This window comes from Paraeggerthella sp. LCP19S3_G8 (assembly GCF_052119225.1).
In the GTDB taxonomy this organism is placed as follows: domain Bacteria; phylum Actinomycetota; class Coriobacteriia; order Coriobacteriales; family Eggerthellaceae; genus Paraeggerthella; species Paraeggerthella hominis.
In genome coordinates this window covers 272,812-289,252 of sequence record NZ_JBQKFQ010000001.1, presented here as the reverse complement: position 1 = coordinate 289,252, position 16,441 = coordinate 272,812, and the positions used below count along the sequence as shown (strand labels likewise).

17 protein-coding genes are annotated in these 16,441 nt (G+C 63.8%); 7 read left to right on the top strand and 10 right to left on the bottom strand.

What is annotated here, in order from left to right:
- Genes ACTQZK_RS01295 through ACTQZK_RS01270 form a run of 6 tightly spaced genes read left to right on the top strand, consistent with a single transcriptional unit; the run spans position 1 to position 5,409 of the window.
- A complete protein-coding gene (locus tag ACTQZK_RS01295; protein WP_441898090.1) occupies positions 1-1,317 on the top strand; it encodes an ATP-grasp domain-containing protein in 1,317 nt (438 codons plus the stop codon).
- Entirely contained in the window at positions 1,314-2,267 is a 954-nt protein-coding gene (locus ACTQZK_RS01290) for a glycosyltransferase family 2 protein (RefSeq protein ID WP_441898088.1), read from the top strand. Before ACTQZK_RS01295 ends, ACTQZK_RS01290 begins: the two co-directional genes overlap by 4 nt.
- Positions 2,264-3,523 (top strand): hypothetical protein, encoded by a 1,260-nt coding sequence (locus tag ACTQZK_RS01285; protein WP_216528552.1) that lies wholly within the window; start codon positions 2,264-2,266, stop codon positions 3,521-3,523. The genes ACTQZK_RS01290 and ACTQZK_RS01285 overlap by 4 nt, the downstream gene beginning before the upstream one ends.
- Positions 3,520-4,659: a dTDP-4-amino-4,6-dideoxygalactose transaminase gene (gene rffA, locus ACTQZK_RS01280; protein ID WP_216528553.1), complete on the top strand. Its 1,140-nt coding sequence runs from the start codon at positions 3,520-3,522 to the stop codon at positions 4,657-4,659. The genes ACTQZK_RS01285 and rffA overlap by 4 nt, the downstream gene beginning before the upstream one ends.
- A 2-nt stretch (positions 4,660-4,661) precedes the next feature.
- Complete coding sequence (locus tag ACTQZK_RS01275; protein WP_231088156.1) at positions 4,662-5,063, top strand: EamA family transporter; 402 nt, start codon at positions 4,662-4,664, stop codon at positions 5,061-5,063.
- Positions 5,050-5,409 carry a multidrug ABC transporter gene (locus ACTQZK_RS01270; protein WP_225749241.1) on the top strand — a complete coding sequence of 120 codons (360 nt, stop codon included), beginning with the start codon at positions 5,050-5,052 and terminating at the stop codon, positions 5,407-5,409. The genes ACTQZK_RS01275 and ACTQZK_RS01270 overlap by 14 nt, the downstream gene beginning before the upstream one ends.
- A gap of 120 nt (positions 5,410-5,529) precedes the next feature.
- Here ACTQZK_RS01270 and ACTQZK_RS01265 read toward each other — a convergent pair whose 3' ends face one another.
- The 10 genes from ACTQZK_RS01265 to ACTQZK_RS01220 all read right to left on the bottom strand — a co-directional run bounded on the left by ACTQZK_RS01265 (position 5,530) and on the right by ACTQZK_RS01220 (position 15,293).
- Positions 5,530-7,203 carry an AMP-binding protein gene (locus ACTQZK_RS01265; RefSeq protein ID WP_441898085.1) on the bottom strand — a complete coding sequence of 558 codons (1,674 nt, stop codon included), beginning with the start codon at positions 7,201-7,203 and terminating at the stop codon, positions 5,530-5,532.
- A gap of 42 nt (positions 7,204-7,245) precedes the next feature.
- Positions 7,246-7,947: a helix-turn-helix domain-containing protein gene (locus tag ACTQZK_RS01260; RefSeq protein ID WP_441898083.1), complete on the bottom strand. Its 702-nt coding sequence runs from the start codon at positions 7,945-7,947 to the stop codon at positions 7,246-7,248.
- A 73-nt stretch (positions 7,948-8,020) separates the two neighbouring features.
- Entirely contained in the window at positions 8,021-8,557 is a 537-nt protein-coding gene (locus ACTQZK_RS01255) for a 2-oxoacid:acceptor oxidoreductase family protein (protein WP_441898081.1), read from the bottom strand.
- Positions 8,554-9,393 (bottom strand): thiamine pyrophosphate-dependent enzyme, encoded by an 840-nt coding sequence (locus ACTQZK_RS01250; protein WP_114565748.1) that lies wholly within the window; start codon positions 9,391-9,393, stop codon positions 8,554-8,556. The genes ACTQZK_RS01255 and ACTQZK_RS01250 overlap by 4 nt, the downstream gene beginning before the upstream one ends.
- 1 nt (position 9,394) lies before the next feature.
- Positions 9,395-10,459 (bottom strand): 3-methyl-2-oxobutanoate dehydrogenase subunit VorB, encoded by a 1,065-nt coding sequence (locus tag ACTQZK_RS01245; protein ID WP_114565749.1) that lies wholly within the window; start codon positions 10,457-10,459, stop codon positions 9,395-9,397.
- Positions 10,460-10,461: 2 nt separating this feature from the next.
- A complete protein-coding gene (locus ACTQZK_RS01240; protein WP_114565750.1) occupies positions 10,462-10,668 on the bottom strand; it encodes a 4Fe-4S binding protein in 207 nt (68 codons plus the stop codon).
- 101 nt (positions 10,669-10,769) lie between these two features.
- A complete protein-coding gene (locus ACTQZK_RS01235) occupies positions 10,770-11,489 on the bottom strand; it encodes a nucleotide-binding protein (protein WP_114565751.1) in 720 nt (239 codons plus the stop codon).
- Positions 11,489-13,267, bottom strand: coding sequence for an AMP-binding protein (locus ACTQZK_RS01230; RefSeq protein WP_114565752.1), 1,779 nt, complete (start codon positions 13,265-13,267; stop codon positions 11,489-11,491). The genes ACTQZK_RS01235 and ACTQZK_RS01230 overlap by 1 nt, the downstream gene beginning before the upstream one ends.
- 121 nt (positions 13,268-13,388) lie before the next feature.
- Positions 13,389-13,973 carry a helix-turn-helix domain-containing protein gene (locus tag ACTQZK_RS01225; RefSeq protein ID WP_114565753.1) on the bottom strand — a complete coding sequence of 195 codons (585 nt, stop codon included), beginning with the start codon at positions 13,971-13,973 and terminating at the stop codon, positions 13,389-13,391.
- Between the two features lie 258 nt (positions 13,974-14,231).
- Positions 14,232-15,293, bottom strand: a complete 1,062-nt coding sequence (locus ACTQZK_RS01220; RefSeq protein ID WP_441898077.1) for a nucleoid-associated protein — start codon at positions 15,291-15,293, stop codon at positions 14,232-14,234.
- 646 nt (positions 15,294-15,939) lie between these two features.
- Between ACTQZK_RS01220 and ACTQZK_RS01215 the strand changes: the two genes are divergently transcribed.
- Positions 15,940-16,431, top strand: coding sequence for a hypothetical protein (locus tag ACTQZK_RS01215; protein WP_428422112.1), 492 nt, complete (start codon positions 15,940-15,942; stop codon positions 16,429-16,431).
- The last annotated feature ends 10 nt before the right edge of the window (positions 16,432-16,441 follow it).

Below are 16,441 nucleotides of genomic sequence, written 5' to 3'. Positions count from 1 at the left end.
ATGCACGACCAGCGGAAAACCCTTTTGATACTCGGCTCGATGGACGAGTTCGCGCTTCTGGTGCAACGCGCCAAGGAACGCGGCTGCCGCGTGCTCGTGGCCGACGGCTACGAGCACGGCCCCGCCCGCGCGTTCGCGGATGCCTCGTTCACGATTCCCGTCACGGACACCGAAGCCTTGGTCAACCTATGTCGCGACGAAGCCGTCGACGCGCTGATCACCTCGTTTTCCGACGTGCTGTTCGAAGAGGGCTGCCGCGTTGCGCATGCGGCGGGCCTTCCCGCCCCCTGTTCGCTGGACAAGTTGGAATTCCTCAGGAACAAGCAGCTCATGAAGAACATGTTCGACCAGTTGGGCGTGCCCTACCCGAACAGCTGCGTCGTGCCGCTCGACCAGGTCGAACGGGCGTGCGAGTCCCTGCGCTTCCCCTGCGTCATCAAGCCGGTCGATGCCTACGGCTCGTACGGCGTCCGCGTCGTGCGCACCGCAGCCGAAGCGATCGAATCGGCTGCCTCGGTTGCAGAGGAATCGAGGCGCGCGAACAGCGTGGTCCTCGAAGAGTACGACGACGGGCACGAGTTCAACATGATCACCTGGGCGTCGCACGGGCGCGTGTTCCCCGTTTCCGTAGCCGACCGCGAAAAGACCGCGTGCGCGTTCGAGGATCTTCCCCATGTCAGCAGGATCGTGTACCCGAGTCGCTTCACCGACGAGGTCCTGCCCGATGCGCTCGCATACGCGCAGCGCATCGTCGAGTTCGCGGGGATCGAGCACGGCCCTTTATGCATGCAGTTCTTCTGGTCCCCCGACTCGGGCATACGCGTATGCGAGGTGACGGGCCGCGTGTTCGGCTACGAGCACGAGCTGCTGGAATACGCGTCCGGCTTGTCCGTGGAGGATCTGCTGCTTGACACGGCGCTCGACCGCGACGCCCTTGCACGCCGCCTTGAAGCCCACGACGCGCGCTCCATGCCGAAATGCAGCTGCGGGCTGTACTTTCACGCGCGCGACGGCATCGTGGCAAGCCTTGACGCCGCGCAAGCCGCGCTGCAAGGCCCTTGCGTGCAGGAGACCCTTCTGTACTACGCACCAGGGCAAACGGTCAAGAACGCGCGCGGCGGACAGCCCTATGCCGCGCGCGCGTTCCTTGCAGCGGAGTCGTACGGCGAGCTGGACGCCGCAAGCGCGCGGATGTTCGAAAACTTCTCCATCGCCGACCCCGACGGCAAGGACCTCGCCGTGCCCAACCGGCTTCCCAGCGCCTGCCGCGCATCCCAAGCGAGCGAAACGACTGCGAAGGAGCAGCCTGTCTCATGAACATATCCGTTGTCATCCCCTGCTACTATTCGGAGCGCATGATCGGTGACGTGGTGCGCATGACCCGCACCGAGCTGGTCAATGCCGGCTATGATTACGAGTTCATCCTGGTCAACGACGGATCGAAAGACGGAACGTTCCGGGAGATTTCGAAGCTGTGCGCCGAGGACGAGCGCGTGAAGGGCATCGACCTCATGCGCAACTTCGGCCAGCACAACGCCATCATGGCCGGTCTGCACGAGGCGAGCGGAGATGCGGTCATGCTCATGGACGACGACATGCAAACGCACCCGTCGCAATGCCTCGCGCTCATCGCGGGCCTGGAAGACGGCGTCGACGTGGTGTTCGCCGCCTTTCGCCAGCATCGGGAGAACTGGTACCGCAGGCTGGGCTCGCGCTTCGCCATGTTCACCATCCGCGTGCTGGCTGGATGCCCGAAAGGCGTCACCGACAGCAACTTCTTGATCATGCGCCGCTGCGTGAGCGACGTCATGGTCGAGTACTCAAGCGCCTCGGTGTACGTGCAGGGCCTCGTATTCCGCACGACCGACCGCATAGTGAACGTGGAAGTGGAGCATTACGACCGCGCGGAAGGCCAGTCGGGATACACCCTGAAAAGCCTGCTGCGACTGTGGTCGACCATCCTGAACTTCTCGGTAACGCCGCTGCGCATCGCTTCGGTGCTGGGCCTGCTCATGGGCGGTGCGGGACTCGTGGGCGCGATCTGGCTGTTCTTCGAGCGCTTGCACAACCCCACGATGCCGATGGGCTGGGCCTCGGTCATGGTGACCATGCTGGTGTGCTCGGGCGTCATCATGCTGTTCATGGGCGTGATCGGGGAATACGTCGGCCGCTTGTTCATGACGACCAACAAGAACCCCCAGTTTCTGATCAGGACTCGCTGCAACGTCTCGTCCGAGAACCAAATCGGCGAAGGAGCCTCTCGATGAACGAATCCCTCTTCCAGCTGGAAACGCCCTGCTTCGTGTTCGACGAAACGGAGCTGGCGGACAACTTCCACGACTTCGCCCGCGCGCTGCATGCGCATTGGAGCCCCGCCTCCGAGGTTGCCTACTCGATCAAGACCAACCCGTTGCCCTGGATTCTTCGCACGGCGCGCACGTGCGGCTGCATGGCGGAAGCCGTCTCGGACGAGGAGTACGAATTGGCGCTCGCATGCGGATTCGAACCGCAGCGCATCGTCTTCAACGGGCCCATCAAGGGACGGGCGCGCTTCGAATCGGCGCTTGAGCAGGGAAGCCTGGTCAACCTGGACTCGGCGCGCGAGCTGCGCTGGCTTGCGGAGATCGCGCGCACGACCGATCGCGTGCTTTCCGTCGGCCTGCGTGCGAGCATCGACCTCGAGTCGCACTGCCCCGGTCAAACCGTCACGGGAGCCGCGGGCGGACGTTTCGGCTATTGCTACGAGAACGGCGAGCTGGCGCGCGCCGTGCAGGCCGTCCGCGCGATCGGGCCGAACGTGCGCATCGCAGGGCTGCACATGCACGTGACCACGCGCAGCCGCACGGTCGAGGTGTACCGCGCCCTTGCGCGCCATGCGGCCGTCATAGCTCGCGAACTCGACCTTGACCTGGAATTCGTCGACATCGGCGGAGGCTTCTTCGGCGGAGGCGAAGCGAACCGCGGAGCCTACGACGCTTACGCCCAGGCCATCGCCGCCGAGCTGTCCGCCACGTTCGACCCCGAGCGCACGCGGCTGCTGGTGGAGCCGGGCGGGGCCGTGATCTGCACCCCCGGACGCTACGTTGGACGCGTGCTCGACGCGAAGGACACCACCTACGATCGATTCGTGACATGCGATTTGTCCCGCATCAATATCGACCACGAGATGAAGAAGACCGCCTACGCCTACGAGATCGTCCGGCACGATCCCGAAGCCGCCCCGCGCCGCCTGGCACGCCAAGTGCTCTGCGGCTACACCTGCATGGAAAGCGATCGGCTCTGCATCCTGGAGAACGAGGCGGAACTCGCAGAAGGCGACCTGATCGTCATCAAGCACGCAGGTGCCTATTCGATGTCGTTCACGCCCGGGTTCTTCATTCGCTTCGCCCCGCACGTCTACGTCCGCAAAGCCGACGGCAGCTTCACGGACGTCGGCGAAGCTTCCTGGCGACCCGCAAGGCCCGGCGCCCCAAGCGCCGCCACCTTCAACAACGCATCCGCTGAAAGCGAGGAATCCTCATGATCACGTTCAACGAGCCGCCTCGCGTGCCGCAAGCGTACGACTACATCCGCAACGCCATCGAAAGCGGGAACGTCTGCGGGGACGGCCCCTACACGAAGCGCTGCAGCGAGTGGATCGAGCAGCGCTTCGACGTGCAGAAATCCCTGCTCACCACAAGCGGCACGGCCGCGCTCGAAATGGCGGCGCTCCTGTGCCGCATCAAGCCGGGCGACGAGGTGATCCTGCCCAGCTACACGTTCTCGTCCACCGCGACCGCCTTCGTGCTGGCGGGCGCCAAGCTTGTGTTCGTGGATATACGCCCCGACACCATGAACATCGACGAAGATCAGGTTGAGCAGGCGATTACCGAGCGCACTCGCGCTATCGTGGTCGTGCATTACGCGGGCGTGGCGTGCAACATGGACGCCATCAACGGCATCGCGCGCAGCCGCGGCATCCTGGTGGTCGAAGACGCTGCCCAGGGCGTTATGAGCACCTACAAAGGGCAGGCCCTGGGCACCATCGGGGACTTCGGCTGCTTCTCGTTCCATGAGACGAAGAACTACTCCATGGGCGAGGGCGGCGCGTTTTTGACCAAGGACCCCTCCTACAACGAAGCTGCCGAGATCCTGCGCGAGAAAGGCACCGACCGGTCGCGGTTCTTCCGCGGCCAGGTGGACAAGTACAGTTGGGTCGACTACGGCTCGAGCTACCTGCCCAGCGAGCTGAACGCGGCCTATCTGTGGGCGCAGCTCGAACGCGCAGACGAGATCAACGACGACCGTCTGGCCACTTGGAACGCCTACTACGAGGCGCTTGCCCCGTACGCCGAAGCGAAAGCGTGCTCGCTGCCCGTCGTACCGCCCGACTGCACCCACAACGCCCACATGTTCTACCTCAAGTGCAGGGACCTCGAGCAGCGCAGCGCGTTCATCGCGCACATGCGCGAACAGGGAGTTCTCTGCGTGTTCCATTACGTTCCGCTGCATTCCTCCGTTGCGGGCAAGAAGTTCGGAAGGTTCTTCGGAGAAGATCGTCACACCACGAAGGAAAGCGAGCGCTTGGTGCGCCTGCCCTTGTACTACGCGCTTCCCGAAGAGCATCGCGCGCACGTCATCGAAGCTGCGTGCGCGTTCTTCGCTTCTGCGGGTCGGTAATCGTGAAGCACGTCAACCTCAAATCGTTCGTTTCGCTGCACCTGCTGTTCGTGCTGTACTCGCTCACCGACCTGTTCGGCAAGATGGCCGCCTCGTTCGCGTTCGACGACGTGCGATTCTACCTGCTCTACGCCGCTGTGCTGGCGGTGCTGTTCCTGTACGCTATCGGCTGGCAGCAGGTGATAAAGCGCCTGCCGTTGACCACGGCGTTCTCCAACCGGGCCATCACGGTGTTCTGGGGACTGGTTTGGGGAGTGCTCTTCTTCCAAGAGGAGCTGAACTTCCTGAAGGTGCTCGGCGCGGCCATCGTCGTGGCCGGCGTGGTGCTGTACTCGCGCGCCGACGCAGCCGACGCGGATCAGCCCGAACCGGCGAAGGAAGCGGTCGACCATGCCCTTCGCTGAGATGATCCCCTACATCGCCATCGGCGCGCTCGGCGTGTTCGTCAGCTCCATCGCGCAGGTCATGCTCAAGAAAGAAGCGGTGAAGCCGCATGGCAGCTTCATGCAGGAATACCTCAACCCGCTGGTGATCGGCGGATACGTGCTCATGTTGGCGTCCACGTTCATGCTGGTGGTGTCGTTTCGCGGCATCCCGCTGTCCATGGCGCCGGTGCTCGAGGCGACCAGCTACCTCTACGTCACCGTGTTCGGCGTCTTCATCTTCAAGGAGCGGGTCAGCCGCCCCAAGGCGATCGCGCTCGCAGTCATCATGCTGGGCATCCTCGTGTACGCAGCAGGCTTGTGGTAGAAACGATTGTCGCCCGAAACGGACGGGTTTCGCTTGGAAACCGTACGGTTCGGGCGAAAATCTATCCGAGAGCGCCGTTGAAGCCGATCGGGCCGGGAAACGAGGCCGGCCCGATCGCCGTTAGTCCTCGATACCGTCGTTGTTGCGGATCAGCTTGCGCTTGATCTTGCCGCCGATGGTCTTGGGAAGCTCGTCGACGAACTCCACGATGCGCGGGTACTTGTACGGGGCGGTCACGTGCTTCACGTGGTTCTGCAGCTCCTTGACCAGCTCGTCGGACGGCTCGTAGCCCCGAGCGAGCACGATCGTGGCCTTGACCACCTTGCCGCGGATCGGATCGGGCGCAGCCGTCACGGCGCATTCGACCACCGCCGGATGCTCGATGAGCGCGCTTTCCACCTCGAAAGGCCCAATGCGGTAGCCCGAGCACTTGATGACGTCGTCGTTGCGGCCGACGAAGAAGCAGTACCCGTCCGAGTCGCGCCACGCCATGTCGTGCAGGTTGTAGTACGCGCCGCCCACGGCTTCGCGCGTACGCTCTTCGTCCTGGTAGTACCCTACGAACAGGCCCGGCGGATACGCTTCCTTCAGGCCCGTGACGCAGATCGCGCCCTCTTCGCCATCGGGAACCTCCACGCCGTCGTCATCGAGCAGCTTGACGTTCAAAAGCGGGGACGGCTTGCCCATGGAGCCGGGACGCGGATCGATCCACGGGAACGTCGCCAGCAGCACCGGGCCCTCCGTCTGGCCGAAACCCTCGCGGATCTTCTTGCCCGTCAGCCGCTCCCACGCAAGCGTCACCTCGGCGTTGAGCGGCTCCCCTGCCGTGGCGAACGTGTGCACGCTCGACAGGTCGTAGGCGCTCACGTCTTCCTGCAGCATGAAGCGGTACATGGTGGGCGGCGCGCAGAACGTGGTCAGCTTATGGTCCTGGATCTTCTGCAGCAGCTTTTCCGGCACGAACTTGTCCATGTCGTAGGCGAACACGGTGGCGCCGGCAATCCACTGCCCGTAGATCTTGCCCCAGCCGAACTTCGCCCAGCCGCTGTCGGTCACGCTCATGTGCAGCGCGTTCTCCTCCACCTGCTGCCAGTACTTCGCGGTGATGATATGGCCCAGAGGATGCGCGAAGTTGTGGCACACGGCCTTCGCCATGCCGGTGGTGCCCGACGTGAAGTAGATGAGCATGATGTCCTTGCTCGTGACGCCGGCTTCGCCCACGGGGCGCTCGAACTCGTCGGACTCGCCCTCGATCAGCTGGTCGAACGTGGTCCAACCGTCTCGTTGACCGGCCACGATGATGCGATTTGCGATGGACGGCGACTCGGGCAGCGCCTCTTCCATCTGCTCGCACACGTACTCGTCGTTCACGCATACGACGGCCTTCACCTGCGCGCTGGCCGCACGGTACACGATGTCCTTCTTCGTCAGCTGCAACGACGCAGGAATGATGGTGGCGCCCAGCTTGCACAGCGCCACGGCGCACACCCAGTACTCCCAGCGGCGGCGCAGGATCATCATGACCACGTCGCCCTTGCCGATGCCCAGTCGCGCGAAGCCGTGAGCGGCGCGGTTCGATAGACGCGCAAGCTCCTCGAACGTGAACGCATGCTCGGCATCATGGTCGTCGCACCACACGAGCGCCTGCTTGCCCGGCTCCACGCGCGCCCATTCGTCCACTACGTCGAAACCGAAGTTGAACGCCTCGGGCACGTCGATCTGAAAGTTCTCGTAAAAGTCCTCGTACGAATCGAACTCGATGCGCGAACAGTATTTCTTCAAGATGTGATTCACGGGCGCAGCTTTCCTTTCTCACGCCTTATCGGTCCAGCAAGGTCAGCGAGAAGCGCTGCGGTGGCTCAGATTGCCGTGAAAGCCCGAGGAAGCGTACCGTGGGTACGCGACGAGGGCTTGGAGCGGCAAGATGGGCCGCCGCAGCGCTTCGCAGCGTCGAGCGGATCCGCCGTTCGGAGAACGGCGGATCGGGCACTCCGCGATGATGGTGACGAACTTGGCGGGCACGTCGCTTCCGCAACGCTGACCGTGCGGATGCTCCGGGTTGAAGTAGATGCTGTCGCCGGCGTGCAACTCGAATTCCTTGTCCTCCCACGTCACGACGACCGTGCCCTCGAGGACAAGGTTGAACTCCTGGCCGGTGTGCGCAACCAGCTTCGCCGGCTCGTCCGACGGATCAAGCACCACCAGCAAAGGCTGCATGATCTTGCCGGTGTAGCGCCAAGCCAGATCCTCGAAGTGGTAGCCGGGGTAGCGATCGACCTCGCGGCCCTCCCCCTTCTTCACCACCTGATAGGTGTTCAGCTTCGCCGCGGTTCCCGTCAGGATCTCGGTGAATTCCACGCCGAAGGTGTGCGCCAGGTGGTAAATGGCGGAAATAGGCACGTCAGCGCCCGTTTCCTCCCATTCGAGGTACTTCTCCAGCGACACTTCAAGCTCGGCGGCCATGTCCTCGGGCGTGACGTCGCACGCCTCGCGCAGGCCCTTGATGCGCAGGCCGATCTCGGCCAGTTCAGCTACCATGTGGCTCCCTCCACCTCACTCGCCCGCGCCGCGCGCGGGCGGGGCGCTCTTGCGATGCGCCCCTCGGCACGACCTACGACTTCATTCCCAGCTCAAGCGCGGCAAGGTTCGCCGGGAGCTTCGCGATCTTCTTCGCGGGCACGCACTTCTCGACAGCCGCCTTAAGCGTCTCTTCGGAACAGAACCCGGTTTCGGCGAACAGCTTCCCTACCAGGATCACGTTCGCCAGGCCCTTGTAGCCGTTCTCTTCGGCCAGCTGCGTGGCCGGAACGGCGAACACGTTCACGCCGGGAAGCTCGGGGATGCGCTGCACCAGCGTGGAGTCCACCACCACGGTGCCGCCTTCCTGCACGCTGCCCTCGAACTTGTCGAGCGAAGGCTGGTTCATGACCACCAGCACGTCGGGCGTCAGCACGAGCGGGCTGCCGATGGGATCGTCGGCCAGGCACACGCTGCAGTTCGCGGTGCCGCCGCGCATCTCGGGACCGTAGGAAGGCAGCCACGAAACCTCGCGGTCCTCGATCAGGCCGGAGATGGCGATGATCTTGCCGGCGAACAGGATGCCCTGGCCGCCGAAGCCCGCCAGAACGGCGTTCATGGTGCGGCTCATCGCGCACCCCCTTCCGTCACCGGATGCGCCACCGGGCAATCGGCGTTGCGCGCCGACGCAGCCTCGGCTGCATTGGCGAACCCGTCGGCCACCACGTCTTTGTACACGCCCAGCGGATAGTACGGCAGCATGTTCTCGCGCATCCACGCAAACGAATCCTGCGGCGTGAGGCCCCAGTTCGTCGGGCACGTGGACACCACTTCGATCAGCGAGTACCCCACGCCGTCGATCTGGTTCTGGAACGCCTTCTTAATGGCCTTCTTCGCCTTGCGCACGTTCTTGGGGCTGTCCACCGTCACGCGCTCCAGGTACGCCACGCCGTCGAGCGTGCTCAGCATCTCGCACACGCGCACCGGGTAGCCCGCCGTGGACACGTCGCGGCCGTACGGCGAGGTCTGCGTCACCTGGTTCGGCAAGCTGGTGGGAGCCATTTGGCCGCCCGTCATGCCGTAGATGGCGTTGTTGATGAAGATGACGGTGATGTGCTCGCCGCGCGTTGCCGCGTGGATGGTCTCGGCCATGCCGATGGAAGCCAGGTCGCCGTCGCCCTGATAGGAGAACACTACGCTGTCGGGAAGCACGCGCTTCACCGCGGTGGCCACCGCCGGCGCGCGCCCATGCGCGGCCTGGACCATGTCGCAGGAGAAAAAGTCGGGGTTGGTGACGGCGCAGCCGACCGGCGCGACGCCGATCGTGTCGCCCTCGACGCCCAGTTCGTCGATGGTTTCGGCCACCAAACGATGCACGATGCCGTGCGGGCAGCCCGGACAGTAATTGGTGATGACGGGAAGGAGCGCATGCGGACGCTCGAACACGATCTTCTCTTCGGCGCTCATGCTACGCACCTACCTTTCCCTGCAGCTCCTCGATCTTGGCAAGCACCTCCACCGGCGTGGGGATGATGCCGCCCGTGCGGCCGAAGAACTCGACCGGAACGCGGCCCGCGGCCGCCAAGCGAATGTCGTCGACCATCTGGCCCATGTTCATCTCGACCGACAGGAACGTCTTGGCGGTGCCCATGACGTGCTCCAGCGCGTCGGTCGGGAACGGCCACAGCGTGATCGGACGGATGAGGCCGGCCTTGATGCCCTTCTCGCGAGCCGACACGACCGCGCTGCGCGCGATGCGGGCGGAGGCGCCGAACGCGACCAGCACGATGTCGGCGTCGTCGACCATGAACGACTCGGCACGCTGCTCGTTGGCCTTGATCAGGTCGTAGCGCTCGAACCGCTCGCGGTTGAGGCGCTCGAGGTCTTCCGCCTTGAGGTACAGCGAGTCCATGATGTTGTGGGCGCGGGCGTTCTTGTGGCCCGTGGTGGCCCAGGGCTTCTCGGGCAGCTGCTCTTTGCGCTCGGGAAGGACCACCGGCTCCATCATCTGGCCCAGCATGCCGTCGGCCAAGATCATGACGGGGATGCGGTACTCGTCGGCCTTGTCGAAAGCCAGGTAGGCGCAGTCGGCCATTTCCTGCACGGTTGAAGGCGCGTACACCATGATCTGGAAGTCACCGTGGCCGGTTGCGCGCGTGGCCTGCCAGTAATCGGACTGCGACGGCTGGATGCCGCCGAGGCCCGGGCCGCCGCGCTGCACGTTCACGATGACGCCCGGCAGATCGCAGCCGGCCATGTAGGAGATGCCCTCGCCCTTGAGCGAGATTCCCGGCGACGAGGAGGACGTCATGACGCGCGCGCCCGCAGACGCGGCGCCGTACACCATGTTGATGGCCGCGACTTCGCTTTCCGCCTGCAGGTACGTGCCGTTTTCCTTCGGCAAGCGCTTGGACATGTACGCGGCAAGCTCGGTCTGCGGCGTGATGGGGTATCCGAAGAAGAATCGGCACCCGGCGCGAATCGCGCTCTCGGCCATCGCCTCGTTGCCCTTCATGAGCACTTTCTCTGCCATAGCTACCTCACCACCGTAATCGCGACGTCGGGACACATGAGCGCGCAGGACATGCAGCCCGTGCAACGCTCGGCATCGATCAGGCGCGCCGGATGGTAGCCCTTCGCGGTGATGCGCTCGTGATCGAGTTCGATGATGTGCGTCGGGCACGCGTCGACGCACAGGCCGCACCCTTTGCAAAAATGATCGTCTACCAGTATTCTCGGCATGATGGAACCTTCCTCGTCTTGTAGGCTCCTGCGCCGCGCCGCGGGCACAGGAGCTCAACGCGCATCAGACGGACAAACCCGCTGAAACGCGTACTCTCGCATTATTCCCAAGGAGTACGTACATATACTTGCACAGGATAGAGCGTTTGCCGACCGTCATTCAGTCCAAAGAGGGCAGTTTTCCGGTCTGCGAGGCTTATCGGGACCGTCGTGCACGCCAAAGGCAGGCCCGCCTGCTCCGCGACCGCTTGCGCGAAGGGCACGCCCTGCCTCACCGTAGCTTCGTCGGTATCCTGCTTGAGGTGCGTGTTGTTCACGATCGCAGTGGCGCGCAGGTGGCATTTCTCCTCCACTTCGCGCAGCACGTCGACCGCCTCGGCCGGGTCCTGCGTAAGGTTGCGGCTGCGATTCACCACGTACAGCATCTCGTAGGGAGCCGCCGCAACCGAACCGGCAAACCGGCCGAGCGCCGTCGCGCCCACGTCGTCGCCCCCGGCGTCGATGATGAGCAGGCGCTCGCGCCCGTCGTCCTTGCGAGCCGACTCGACGGCCGGGCCGACGGCCCCGGACAAGCTGGGGCTGTCGAGCGTGGTTCCCGCCATCACCGGAGCGATCACGGAAATCCCCCGTTCTTCCAGCAGCGCGCGGTAGTCGCTCGAGCGGAAGTAGGGATTCACCACGTCCAAATCGACCAGGGTCACGTCCACGCCGCGCTCGCGCGCGTCAAAGGCCAGGTTGAGCGAGAAGTTCGTCTTCCCCACGCCGTAGTGGCCGCACACGACCACCACCGACGCGTCGGGGGCATAGCGCTGCGCGCTCATCACACGAGCCCTTCCACGGGCTTCGCGCTCTCGTCCACCTCGCGGATGGCCGCACGGCGGATCTTGCCGTTCACGGTTTTCGGCAGCGCCTCGACGTACTCCACGATGCGCGGGTACTTGTACGGGGCCGTGCGGTGCTTGACCCAGGTTTGCAGCTCGCGCGTGAGCGCGTCGGAGCCCGCGAACCCTTCCGCCAGCACCACGGTGGCCTTGACGGCCTTGCCGCGCACCGGGTCGGGCACGCCCGTGACCGCGCACTCGCGCACGGACTCGTGCTCGAGCAGCACGCTTTCGATCTCGAAGGGGCCGATGCGGTAACCGCTCGACTTGATGACGTCGTCGTTGCGGCCGACGTACCAGAAGTAGCCGTCCTCGTCGCGCCAGGCCGTGTCTCCTGTGTGGTACCAGCCGTCGTGCATGGCCGCCGCCGTCTTCTCGGGATCGCGGTAGTACTCCAGCATGATGCCGGGAGCCTTCTCGCGCACGTCGATGCACACTTCGCCCGTTTCGCCCGTTTCGCATCGCGAGCCGTCCTCGCGCAGGATCTGCGTGTTGTACAGCGGGATGGGCTTGCCCATGGAGCCGGGACGCGGAGAAGACCCCGTCAGGTTCGCGATGGTCAGCGGCGTTTCGGTCTGCCCGAACCCTTCGAAGATGGTGAGCCCCGTGTGCTCCTTCCAGAAATCGAACAGGTCGGGGTTGAGCGCCTCGCCCGCCGTGGTGGAGTACGCAAGCGTGGACAGGTCGAACGAATCGATGTCCTCGGCCATCATCATGCGGTACATGGTGGGCGGGCAGCACAGCGTGGTGATGCCGTAGCGCCCGATGAGCGAAAGGATCTCGGACGGATGGAACCGGTCGAAGTCGTACGTGAACACGCACGCCTCCATGAGCCACTGTCCGTAGTACTTGCCCCACACGGCTTTGCCCCAACCCGTGTCCGCGATGGTGAAATGCACGCCTTCGGGATCCACGTTGTGCCAATGCTTGGCCGTGACCAGGTGCGCGATAGCGTATTCGGAATCGTGCAGCACCATTTTCGGATTGCCCGACGTCCCGGACGAGAAGTACATGAGCATGGGATCGGCGGCGGCCGTCTCGCGGCGCGCGAACTCGTCGGAGGCGGCGCGCACCCCCGTGTTGAAATCGAGCCAGCCCTCGCGCACGGCGGGAGCCGCGCACACGCCCTCCGGCCCGGACAGGGCGGGGCCGATGAGCTCGCCTTCGGGCAGCACGATCGCACCCGTTTCGTCTTCGGGCGTCAAACCGCCGCCCGCGCCGTTCACCAGGATCTTCGCCGTGAGCGACGGGCACGACGCCTCCACGGCGTCGGTCACTTCGGCGATGTCGCCCAGCGACGTGGCGATCATGGCTTTGATGGAAGCGCCGTTCAGGCGATACTCCAGGTCGTGTTCCTTGAGCATGAAGGTGGCGGGCACCATGACCGCGCCCAGCTTCGCCAGCGCCGTGGCCACGAACCAGAACTGGTAATGGCGGCGCAGGATCACCATGACGTAGTCGCCGCGACCGATGCCGGCGTCCGCCAGGAAGTTGGCGGTCTTGTCCGACCAGCGCTTCATGTCGCCGAACGTGAACACGTGCTCTTCGCCTTCGGGGTTGCACCACACCATGGCGCGACGATCGGGGTCGTTCAGCGCGATGTCGTCCACCACGTCGTAGCCGAAGTTGAAGGCTTCGGGGCATTTGACCTGGAAATCGGACAGTTTGCCTTCGCAGTCGTAGGCTTCGTTCACGTAACGGAGGTTGATGTTTCTCATAGGTGTTCTTCCTTGCAGGATATGCGGCGGCCAGCCCGCCGCGAGACGGATACGATCATCGAATTGAAGGCGCTGTCAGGCGCGCGATCGCCCGCAGTGCGCGAGCGGCGGTCGGCAGCGCCTAGATAATCGTTTCCCCGTGGGGCTTCATGACAATGGCCAGAAACGTGCACGGCTCGCCTCCGGTGGCGATCATGCCGTGGCCGCGGCCGGAATCGTACATAAGCAGATCGCCGGCTTCCAACTCTTCAACATGGTCCTCGTACGCGAAGCGCATGCGTCCCGAGATGATGTAGTCGAGCTCTTGTCCCACGTGATAGGACAGGTGAATGGGGCGGTCCTGCTCCTCTTCCAGATAAGGAGCGGTTACCAGGAACGGCTCCGCCAGCTTGTTCTTGAAGTGAGGAGCCTTGTGCAGGTACTCGAAGCCTGCGCGGCGCTTGATGGACAGGCCATCGGCGGCGCGCGTGAGCGAGTAGCCGGACAGATGCGGGTTTTCGCCGGTCAGCAGCTCAATGACGTCGACGCCCAACCGCTCGGCGCACTTGTACAGAAACGTGAACGACAGGTCCTGATCACCGGATTCCTGCGCGGCGTACTCCGCCACGGAACGTCCGGTAGCATCCGCCATTTCCTGCATGGTGATGTCGAGGTCTTCGCGTAGCGCCCGAATGCGCCCTGCCACCTCTTCGATGTTCGGCTCCATAGTCGCTAGACCTCCTTCTGGCGAATCGCAGCATCGTCGCCAGCGAGCGTGGTCGGCGGTGCCTGTCGGATGAAAAGTTAATCTATTGTATAGCAACTTGATCGGAAAGAAAGGAGGAAGCCGGAAAACTCTGCCAGCGGCGCAGGGGCAGATGGACAAAATCCCAGAACCGACCGGGCAAGGCGCAGCAACGGGGCATCCCCCTCCCGCTTCGCCACGGCTCGATCGGTCCCTCGCCCCTCCTGAAGCCGCGGGCGCTTAGCGGTTCTCGATGCGCCCGATGTTCTTCAGCTCGATGGAGATCAGCCCGTTCGGCGCGCTGACGAACTCGATGAACTCGGGGCTTTGCGAGTATTCGGCCGGGAACTTCACCTCGATGCCCGTATCGGTAACGATCTTGTGGCTTTTCGCCACGCGCTGGGCCACCGCCTTCTCCACGACCACGCGCTCCGGCAGCGCTTCCTCGGCGAGCGCTTCCTCAAAGCGCTTCTGCAAAGGCTCGTCTTCGAACACCTCGTCAGCAAGATCCCACGGCGCAAGCTCGTCCGACTCCTCGGCGTTTTCGGCCACATAGGCCTTCGCCTTCGAAACCGCCATCGCCGTGTTGGCGCCGTATTCCTCGGCAACTTCTTCCACGATGCGGGCGACCGTGTCGAACACCTCCTTGCTCGACGCCTCCATGGAGCACTGCAGCAACCCGTCGGGGATGAGCCAGCGGTCTTCGCCAGCGATGGTGCGCTTCTTGTCGCAGAACAGCACCGCGAGCGACTTCGACTCGATCAACGCGTAGGAAGCAACCTTTTGTGAGGGGTTCGGAAGGATCGCATGGTGACGCGCCACGTCCACGCGCGTGCCGCCCTCCTCGCCGCGGCCCACCTCGTGCATGAACGCCTGCTTGCTTTCCAGCAGAAGGAGCGCGAAGTAGCGCTTCCCTTCGCCGCGATAGGCCGCCTCGGCCTCCTCGTCGGTCATGTTCCGCACGTTAGAGTCGGCGTCGTCCTCGAAGTCGATGACCAGAAGATCGGTCGACTCGGCCTTCTCCATGCGGCCCAGCTCGGTAGCGATGAACTCGGCTACCTGCACGGACAAGTCGATGAAGTCGCGCTGCCCCAGAAAATACGCGCGAATCTCTTCGGCGAACATGCTGTCTTCGGAGAACTCGCCGCGCTTGTTGTCCAGGTTGCCGAGCGCTTTTTTCGCATGGCTCGTCACGTAGCGCTTGGCGTTCTTACTGTCCAGGTCAAGCTCTTCCTGAGAGAAGACGTTGACGCACGAAACGAAATCGAAAACGTGCAGTACCGCACGGTTCACCTTGAGCATGGATGCCGTCCTTGAAATGTCGGGGTTCCTGTAAGCGACCAACAAGGATACCGGAGCGAGACCGACAAGGCGCAAAGTTCCAAGAATCACCAGACGCGCCGAAGCGGCGAATTACGCGCGCTCGGATGCGGCAGGCGAGCTGTGTGCGGCGAACGACGGGCGGGCTGCGTGCGGCGGCGTGCGGGATGCGCCGCGTGCGAGGATCGCTCGACGCCTGCGCGGCGCCCCGAGCAGCGAGATGCCGGGGCGCTTCGGGGCGCCTTTCGTGCTTGCGATCCGAAAACCCGGCAGGTTTTTCGGATTGAGCATGGGGATCGGCAAGGTTGGCGGGAACGCTTCAATTCGCCGCAGAGATTTCCAGGTTCTGTCAAAACGGACGAGTTTTGCGGGGATTTTCCGCCTCTCGCAGGCAGGTTGCAAAGGGGCATTTTTCATCATGCCTGGTCAGAGACTTGCGTGCTGCATTTATCCTGGTTTGAGGACCAGCAAAACTCGTTCATTTTGACAGAACCTGGACGAAGATGGCGCAGCGAGGCGCTCGCGCCTTTCCGCAGCACCCGGGATCATCTAACGTAAAACGTCATGGTTTCGCCGTTCGCCATCATGTTATGAGGTACGATGGCAAGCACCGAAGAAAGGACCCTCTATGGAGCAGATCAGGCGAAAGATCAAGCGGAACGCGACCATCGCGGCTGTCGCGCTCTTCATCTTGACGGCGGCAATCGCAATCGCCCTCGCGTTCTTCGGCCTACCCTCCCTGGCAAGCCTGAACCCCATTCCCGGAGACCGGCTTGTCGTGAGGACCGTCACCAGCTTGGTCCAGCTGGCGCTCCTTGCGATCCTGTTCGTGTACGTAGCCCTCACGCTCCTTCGCATCGCGCGCGAGCAAACCCCTTTCTCCAAAGAGCTGCCGCGCAAGATCAAAACGGTAGCCGTGCTGCTGCTCGCCGCCGTGCTGCTGCCGAGGTGGCTGGGATATGCGCTTCTCAGCTTCGTCACCGGCCAGACTCACTTCACGATATTCAACGAAACGGGCATCGTCGCCCTGGTTGCGGCGGGCATCATCTTCTGTCTTGGGCAGATATTCGAATACGGCTACCTCATCGAGCGCATCGACGACGAACCGGAGCGCACTTAGGGGGAAACCC